Below are 541 nucleotides of genomic sequence, written 5' to 3'. Positions count from 1 at the left end.
GCACTTTATTAAACTGGTCTCAAGTCAGTGTACAGGCAAGCCCTGGCTGCCTCAACACCTCAACCCACTCCCAGGGAGACCAAAAGCCTTCATACATCAAGTTGGGGGGACAAAAAAAAAGGGAGGCCTCAGACCTGGGCCATTCAGAAATTAAAAACAAAAATGAAGTATTAAGGCGGAAGATTTAAAAAAATTTTTGCAGTACATAATTTACACAGAAGCAATGCTGTCACCTCCCCGGTGTGGACTCAGGGCATGGACTCAGCCATCCTCTTCTAGGGAATGGGGATGGCTTTTGGGAGGGTGAGGGACTTCCTGTAGCCATCTCATGGGTACTTGGAATGACTTAAAAAAGAAAAAAAATGTACAATCAAAGTCCTCAGCCACATTGTAGAACTTTGGGGGATGCTTGCTCCAACCGACTGCTGTCGCCTTCACCGTTCCAGTTTTTAAATCCTGAGTCAAAAGCGCAAAAAAAAAAAAAAAAAAAAAAAAAACAAAACCTTTTTTAAAAAAATTAAAAAAACAAAACAAAAAAAAA

Annotated in this window: 2 protein-coding genes; one reads left to right on the top strand and one right to left on the bottom strand. The window is 40.9% G+C overall.

What is annotated here, in order from left to right:
* A partial coding sequence (locus ACOSDR_RS20200; RefSeq protein WP_420732343.1) for a hypothetical protein occupies positions 1–188 on the top strand: 188 nt, incomplete at its 5' end.
* 73 nt (positions 189–261) lie between these two features.
* On the opposite strand, the gene ACOSDR_RS20195 is transcribed toward ACOSDR_RS20200, so the two are convergent.
* Positions 262–541: hypothetical protein (locus ACOSDR_RS20195; RefSeq protein WP_420732342.1), on the bottom strand; the 280-nt coding region annotated here is incomplete at its 5' end.

This window comes from Hwanghaeella sp. 1Z406, from assembly GCF_048892425.1.
Lineage (GTDB): Bacteria > Pseudomonadota > Alphaproteobacteria > UBA8366 > Aestuariispiraceae > Pacificispira.
This window is presented reverse-complemented; position numbering and strand designations above follow the sequence as displayed.